Raw genomic sequence first — 6,915 nt, 5'->3', positions numbered from 1 at the left:
CGGCCAACCCATGGTTTTCAGAGGATGAAAACGGCCTCCGCAACCCTGAAGGGCTTTGAGGTCATGCGCATGATCCGCCGCGGCCACTGCCTCATGACGCAGCCAGGAGCGATAGGCGAAATCCGTCTTGTCAATGAACTCTTCGGCCTTGCCGCCTGAGCAATCCATTCGGATCAGTTCATTGTGCCCAGTCGCAGTTAATGCAATGGAGCCCTGTCAGCCGCCAGGATGGCTGCCAACCGCCGCTCGACCTTGTGCTCCTGCTGATCCATAGGACTCTCGGTGCCGTTCTAGGTGAGATTCTGCTGCGGGCGGGGGAGGTGTCTAGAATGCGGCGAGAATACGAGGTCCAGGCAATCATCTTGTTGGACGACTCGATCAGGCTTCCCTCACTCGCGAGATGATTTCCCTCGTCCGAAACTGCCTTGTTTCCGCCGCATCCACCAGTAGCCTGAAAAGATAAGCTTGGAGGCCGACCCCCAATGAAAAAGCTCACCTTTGTTGTGGACGAACGGGAGTTGAGGACCATCCGCGCAGCCCTTCTTCTCCTTCAGGAGCAAGTTGATGCGCTTCCAGAGGATCTTGCTGAGATGGTCGCCAAGGATGGTCAGCCCATGACAGGGTCCGAAATCGAGCAACTCAGTCTTCGCTTCGACGAACGAGCGAGCCTAACGACAGACCACCGTCATCAAGACTACCTGCAATTCAACAGGGCCATTGAGGTCGAGCGGTTTCCCGCAGCAGCGATCTCGCAAAGCCCTGCCTGAACATTCTAACGAGCAAGCCAACTGCCTCGGCAGACACTATGCGAGTACGGCTCGGCATCAGAATTTGATATCCTAGCAAGAGAGCACGAAGGAGCAGACTGTGGCCGCAAAAGGCACCTCATCTCTCCAAGGCACGCTCCTCCAGCACCTCCACGCGGGGCTGAGGCTGTGAGGGAGTGAGAATGCGACAGACCTGTGTCAGCCTTTGGACCTCTTCCGCGAGCCCGTCGATGCTTTCCTTCCAACTGGGTCTTACCGGCGGGACGCGCCGCTGGTCGCGTCATCTCGCTTAACATGGTCTTTTGCTGCCGCTGCATCTCTGCTGCCCAAAAGCCACGAGCCGCTCCCGCCTAGGTGTCGGCTGCACTCAACCACAGGCTCAACCAAGGGGTCTTCGTCATGTTGAACTCCGCTCTCTGGGAAGTGCACGCAGATACGTGACAGCGATGAAAGTGCCGCGTGCAGGCTCTAAGCGAACGATCATCCGTCCTGGATGGTTCGGAGAGGACTTGCCGCCAGACTAGAGCCGGGCAGTTTGAGCGCAGCCCGGATGGGTCCACGGAGCCGCCTCCGGGTGACCTTGGTTGTCCTGCGTAGGCTCTGGATTGGTACGAGGTCCCCTCGGGTGGCCCGGTCCCCAGGACGCCTTTCTAGCTGATCGGTACCGGAGTCTACGCGGCACGAACCGGGCTCTCCCGATTGAGTGCCCGAAGCCCAGAGCGCAACGCCCTGGGCTTTGTTATTTGCTGCGTCAGCCCTGAGAGCATTTCGCAAACACGTGCAGCCTGTCCCGCTCAGGTGTCGTCTTCCTCGGGCAGGGACTCCACGTCCCCTATGTTGCAGGCGCGGTGACCCGCCTGCCTTTCCAGGGCCTCCACCTGCCGAAGAAGTTGTGTGGCGAGAGCCGCTTCACGCCGGAATCCCTCGTCACCGGGCTCGCTCCCCAGGCGCAGATGCATGTCGCGCACTCTTGCCTCAAGGGCACGCCTCAGCACGCTCAACTGATCCTTATCGAGTTCGAGAAACATTGTGACGCGTCGTCATAGCTATCCGGGTTTAAGGCTTAGATGCTCCCAGCACTCTGCCCGTCACCGGGGTTTATGCCGTCGCTCCGATCATCCTTGAGAGCCTTCTCGCAACGGTCCACGTGACTCATGGCTCGTTGCCGCATCTCCTGAACATCGTGACAGGGGTTCTTCACATCCTGGTGGCAGGATTGGCAGGTCATCGGCTTGGCCTCTCCGTTAGCGGGGCGTGGCAAGCCAACAAAGGCGCAGGATCGAGGTTCCTCCTGTTTCGTCACCGTTTTCCGCCCGAATGGCCATGAGCTTCCGCATCGTCTTCAGGAGGTTCGGGGGAGGATGGCTGTGGCCCACCCCTCGCCCGGCTTGTGGCTGGAGAGCTACTTTTCGCGGGCGAGGGGACCTCCATGATACCGTCCGTCACGCTTCGGACAGTCGTGTGATCCACGCCGTCGAGTTCGCAGAACCTTCTGCTGCCGAATGAGCCGGTCACCCCGCCGAAACGTGAGTTCCACAAGGGCCTGCTCAATCTTGTCGTCGGGCCAACCCATTGCCCGCAACCGTCTCATCGTCTTCTGCCGATGTGCTTCGGCGATCTCGTGAGCCACCAACATGGGAGCCGTCAACTCGTCGGCCCGACGTTCCACGTCAGCTTCGGGCACTCCATGCTCGCGGAGTTTCTGGATCAGCTTCTCGCGCCAGACAGTCAGAGTATCGCCGCTGCCCATGATTGGCCCTCAATTCTGGCTCCATCCCGTATGTCCTAAGAGCCTCGCAGTTCGGAGCGGGTGTGCAGAGAGCCGTCCGAAATCTCCAAGAGAAACTGGTCCAATGAACTGGTCTTATGGACATCCTCAATTGTGCCACCGCGAATAGGCGCGGATGGTCGCGGGAGAGTTAAAGGCGAGATCAGGCGGCTGAAGGGACTGTCAGTCGGGCAGTCCGGCCATCCTCAGACCTTCGCGCAGGGAGTCGATCTGTGCCTGTCCCAGCGGTGGGAAGGGGAGCGTGCTGATGATCCGGTTGGGGAGCACCTCCAGCAATCCGGACAGGGCTGTTTTCGCCTCTGTGAGTTTGTTTAGGCGAGCAAGACTGGCTGCAAGAACGACCCATGGAATCCACCAGTTCGCCCGCCGGGCGATGGCATGCTGTGCCCAGTCCCGAGCCTTCTGATAATCCTGCTTAAAAAAGTAGGCCAAGGCTAACGCGGTATATCGGAAGAAAATGCTGGGATCGCGAGGATTGAGGCGAATGGCCGTCTCGACGGTGGCGATGCTTTCGTCGGAGCGGCCTTCCCAGGCCAGGGTCGTTCCCAGACTCCCATAAGAGAGAGAGAAGTTCGGGTTGATCTCCAGTGCCTGCTTATAGGCGGCAATGGCCTCCTCACGCCGCCCGAGAAGGCCCATGAGCACGTTTCCATAGGTCCATTGTGTGTACTCGTCGCGATCATCGAGCCGCATGGCCTCGCGGGCTTCAGCCAAAGCCTCATCCCGCATTGCAGCCGGGTCGGACGCAAAGCCCATGTAGACAAGATGATAAGCGGCGGTTGCCACAATCTGCGGTCCCTTTGGGCTCGTCGGGTCATGCTGCTTGATGGCAAGCCCAATCTCGCGGGCCTTCTCTAGGCTCTCGCGGGTCAGTTGATAGATTTCCCGCCAACCGCGTTTCGCCATATCCCAGGTGTGAAAGTCTGGACGCTCGTGCCGCTCCGCGACGAGACCTTCGTTCAGAACCACCTGTGTCTGGGTGGAAGCAACGATGCTGCGGGTGATATCGTCCTGGACCTCGAACAGGTCGGCCAGAGGGCGGTCATAGCGCTCGCCCCAGATATGGTTCCCGGTACTTGCCTCCAGCAGATGGACATTGACCCGGACCCGTTCTCCCGCCCTCCGGACACTTCCTTCCACAATGTAGCGAACGCCAAGGTCCTGTCCAACCTGCTGCACATCAGTGGTGCCTTTGAAAGTGAAGGTTGAATTTCGGGCGATGATCAGGAAAGCGCTGATACGGGATAGCTCGGTGATGATGTCGTCTGTGATCCCCTCGGCGAAATGCTCCTGCTCGGTATTGCCCTTCAGGTTACTGAATGGGAGCACGGCAATGGACGGTTTGTCGGGCAACGGCAGTACCTTAGACTGCGAGACGGCCTGGGCAGGCGAGGACGCAATGTCCATTTGGCTAAACGCGAAAGCTCGGATCGGCTCGTCGATGTTCTTCACCTTCTGTGGTCCGAGATCGGTGAAGGTGAGAGGCACGGCCTTTCGCACAGCCCCGTAGGCGGCTTCTGAGAGGCATATGCCGCCCGGCTCAGCAACGCTTTCCAGCCGGGCTGCGATATTCACCCCGTCTCCCAACAGGTCGCCACTACGAACCATTACATCGCCAACATGAACTCCGATCCGAAACCGGAGGCGGCGCTCCACAGATGTGTCCTGGTTGGCCTGGGCGAGTGCATCCTGCACAGCCACGGCACACTGAACAGCGTCAACGGCGCTCGGGAACTCGGCTAGGACACTGTCCCCCGCCGTGTTGGCGATCCGTCCGCCATGTTCCGCAATCATCCGATCTATGATCTCGCGATGTGCGGTCAGAGTGCGAAGTGTGCCGACCTCGTCCTGCTCCATTAGGCGCGAATAGCCCGCTACATCAGCCGCGAAGATGGCTGCGAGATGCCGCTCGACCCTATGTTCCGTTGAAACCATGGTTTCCCCCAGAGGATAGTCCAGAGTTTATTGTGTTCTTGGGAAGGAGGTGCGTCCAGATTGCAAGACGGGGTAGACGGCCTCGGGACAGAACGCGCGAGCGCGGGGTCACTCGAATGGTGCCGTAATCCTATCCCTTGCCACCCTCAATCACAGTCAGCTTGCGCATCATCAGCGGAAGGTCCGGAGGTGGGCGGCTGGGAGCCTCAAGGTCGGTGAACCGGGCCTTGCACCTTGGATCGAACCGGTTCGAAGGCCGCCATAAAAATGCCCCGCCAGAGCGGGGCATAGACCGGAGCCAAAAGTTACTTTGCTGGGATCGGCTCTTTCTCTGAGGCAGGGGCTGCCGTCTGTGCTGTCTGATCAGCCTCATGCAGGAGCCTATCGACAGCTTGGGTATGCTTGGCTTCAAGTTCCTTCTGGCGATCAGCCTCGGCCCTGGCCTTCTCCTCAGACATGTATGATCCACAATAGTGGCACATAGCACGCTCCATCTCGCTGCTGATATCTGTCTAATCAGCAGGGCCAGTATCACTGGGATTTGCTTGGGTCATCTGCCGGGTTCACGTACTTGATCGCAAACGGACCTTCCGAGTCGATCTGCACCACAGTCTCGGTACTGGTGAACGCATAGTGGTTCATGTTGGCCGGAAGATCGACAAATCCACCGTTGGTAAGCTTCTCGGCCATTGCTTCGTCGAGCTTGTCGCCCATGCCGAAATGGAAATCTCCGGAGATGATGGTGATCCGCTCTGCCGTTGGATGGCTATGGGCGGGAATCTTGTAACCTGCCGGTGTCTTCAGGCGCATCGTAAACGGCCCCTGCTTGCTGGGGTCGCCTGACAGCACAGCAATCTGGGCTCCTTTGGGAACAACGGGTGGAGCGGGTTCCCACTGGAGTTGATCAGCCCTCATCGCGTGGCCCGCCTTTTGGTCTTGGGCCAGCAGAGGCGCAGAGGTGGTGGCAAGTAAGAGCGCAGTCATTAGCATTAGCGGGCGCATGGCAAACCTCCTTCGACGAACATGCTGAACTAGGTTGGTCTTTCGACCTGGGCCAACTATCAGGGCCGGGAGAGGCTAGGTGGAACCATGCCTTGCTGATGCGGCTCCTGAAGCCGCTCCCGGTCTGCCGTTCGCAAGGTAAACCGCTGCGCTGAGGCCCGACCGGATGCCGCAGCGGTCATCGCGGCCAAGTTCGGAGGTGGTTCCACGCTGAACCTCCTTTCCGAGGAATGTACTAATCTTGTCGTGGTCGATACGCTGCAATCAAAGCAGCGAAGAAATGCTCTTCCTGTTGGGCAACCCTGTCAAGCAACAGGCATCAAATGACATCAAATGAGATGCGGGCTTCAGGAGCTCAGACGGCCTACGTCAAAGCGAAAATCTTCACCTCGTGATCGTGCCCCGTAGGTCGGTTAGGGGTGGGACTGGGGCAATGCCGCTGCCTGCAAGAATGGTGGACACGCTTCCCCGTTCCAGTTCGACATTCAGGAAATCATCCCAATGATCACGCCGAGGACACCCACACCGAGGAAGCCGACAATCCAGTAGGCGAGGTAGGCGACTCCCCCTCAGGCTGATCAGCAGCAGGAGGAGAGGGATCACGTGCGATTTCTGGAACCGGAGGTGCATGTTGCCTTCTGGGACGAAGCCCCACCGTGACAGCGAGTCAGTCTGATGCCTCGCTATGCCAGTCACATTCGAAAAGTTGCACCGGTTGGAGGAAACCTTTCAGGTTTTTACAGCCGCAATCAGCAAATCCATTCTCGCCCCGACATTCCACTCGCACAGCGTTCGAAACCAGAATCTGATCTGGACCCGCCGCACTACAAACCCGAGACGCTCTCTGCACCGTTGATCCAAAGAAATCGTGACTGTCCTCGACAGGTTCACCACAGTCCACGCCGATGCTAATATGGATCGGCTCTGCGCGTGCCCGGTTGTAGCGTTCAAACGACCGCTGGATAGCCTTGGCACACTCGACCCCAGCGGCGGTCAAGGCGAATAAGGCCATAGTGCCATCCCCGAGGTGCTTGACCTCGCGACCGCCGTATCGTGTCAGAGCCCGGCGCACCAAAGCATCGTTTGCCCGCACAAGCTCGATTGCCGCAGCATCCCCGAGCCGCGCTGTCATTTCGGTGGACTCCACGATGTCGGTAAACATGATGGCCCGGTGAGCAGGCTCCGCAATGGCAGATGAAGATGGAGTTGGTGGCTGAGGGTCACTGATGCGGCCTAAAAACGCCTCGCCAGCCGAGAGAGATACGTCAATGATCTCACCGGCCACATGGCCGTGAGCGTCCTGTAGCTGACGGGCTTTCTCACGCCAGCCCATGTACACGCCTTGCCATCATCTCCGAGTTAACGTGACAAGCCCCCCAAAATACTTTGCTCATCATAAAGCAATGGTATCGATATGGGCTT

The 6,915-nt window shown here is 58.8% G+C and carries 6 protein-coding genes; 1 reads left to right on the top strand and 5 read right to left on the bottom strand.

What is annotated here, in order from left to right:
• Positions 1-482 precede the first annotated feature (482 nt).
• On the top strand, positions 483-767 hold the full coding sequence (locus tag AA309_RS19150) for a hypothetical protein (protein WP_047190616.1): 285 nt from the start codon (positions 483-485) through the stop codon (positions 765-767).
• A 794-nt stretch (positions 768-1,561) separates the two neighbouring features.
• Here the strand turns inward: AA309_RS19150 and AA309_RS19145 are convergent.
• The 5 genes from AA309_RS19145 to AA309_RS19125 all read right to left on the bottom strand — a co-directional run bounded on the left by AA309_RS19145 (position 1,562) and on the right by AA309_RS19125 (position 6,826).
• Positions 1,562-1,795 carry a hypothetical protein gene (locus AA309_RS19145; RefSeq protein WP_047190615.1) on the bottom strand — a complete coding sequence of 78 codons (234 nt, stop codon included), beginning with the start codon at positions 1,793-1,795 and terminating at the stop codon, positions 1,562-1,564.
• Between the two features lie 374 nt (positions 1,796-2,169).
• Positions 2,170-2,517, bottom strand: a complete 348-nt coding sequence (locus AA309_RS19140) for a hypothetical protein (protein ID WP_047190614.1) — start codon at positions 2,515-2,517, stop codon at positions 2,170-2,172.
• 201 nt (positions 2,518-2,718) lie between these two features.
• Entirely contained in the window at positions 2,719-4,491 is a 1,773-nt protein-coding gene (locus tag AA309_RS19135; protein ID WP_047190613.1) for an adenylate/guanylate cyclase domain-containing protein, read from the bottom strand.
• A gap of 531 nt (positions 4,492-5,022) precedes the next feature.
• Positions 5,023-5,493 carry a cupin domain-containing protein gene (locus AA309_RS19130; protein ID WP_047190612.1) on the bottom strand — a complete coding sequence of 157 codons (471 nt, stop codon included), beginning with the start codon at positions 5,491-5,493 and terminating at the stop codon, positions 5,023-5,025.
• A gap of 667 nt (positions 5,494-6,160) precedes the next feature.
• Positions 6,161-6,826 carry an adenylate/guanylate cyclase domain-containing protein gene (locus tag AA309_RS19125; protein ID WP_084731408.1) on the bottom strand — a complete coding sequence of 222 codons (666 nt, stop codon included), beginning with the start codon at positions 6,824-6,826 and terminating at the stop codon, positions 6,161-6,163.
• Between the last annotated feature and the right edge of the window lie 89 nt (positions 6,827-6,915).

The sequence above is a fragment of the Microvirga vignae genome (assembly GCF_001017175.1).
In the GTDB taxonomy this organism is placed as follows: Bacteria; Pseudomonadota; Alphaproteobacteria; order Rhizobiales; family Beijerinckiaceae; genus Microvirga; species Microvirga vignae.
This window is presented reverse-complemented; position numbering and strand designations above follow the sequence as displayed.

Excerpts from the sequence above, each read along its gene's own strand:
- AA309_RS19150 (WP_047190616.1), top strand. The coding sequence starts at position 483 with ATGAAAAAGCTCACCTTTGTTGTGGACGAACGGGAGTTGAGGACCATC.
- AA309_RS19145 (WP_047190615.1), bottom strand. The coding sequence starts at position 1,795 with ATGTTTCTCGAACTCGATAAGGATCAGTTGAGCGTGCTGAGGCGTGCC.
- AA309_RS19140 (WP_047190614.1), bottom strand. The coding sequence starts at position 2,517 with ATGGGCAGCGGCGATACTCTGACTGTCTGGCGCGAGAAGCTGATCCAG.
- AA309_RS19135 (WP_047190613.1), bottom strand. The coding sequence starts at position 4,491 with ATGGTTTCAACGGAACATAGGGTCGAGCGGCATCTCGCAGCCATCTTC.
- AA309_RS19130 (WP_047190612.1), bottom strand. The coding sequence starts at position 5,493 with ATGCGCCCGCTAATGCTAATGACTGCGCTCTTACTTGCCACCACCTCT.
- AA309_RS19125 (WP_084731408.1), bottom strand. The coding sequence starts at position 6,826 with ATGGGCTGGCGTGAGAAAGCCCGTCAGCTACAGGACGCTCACGGCCAT.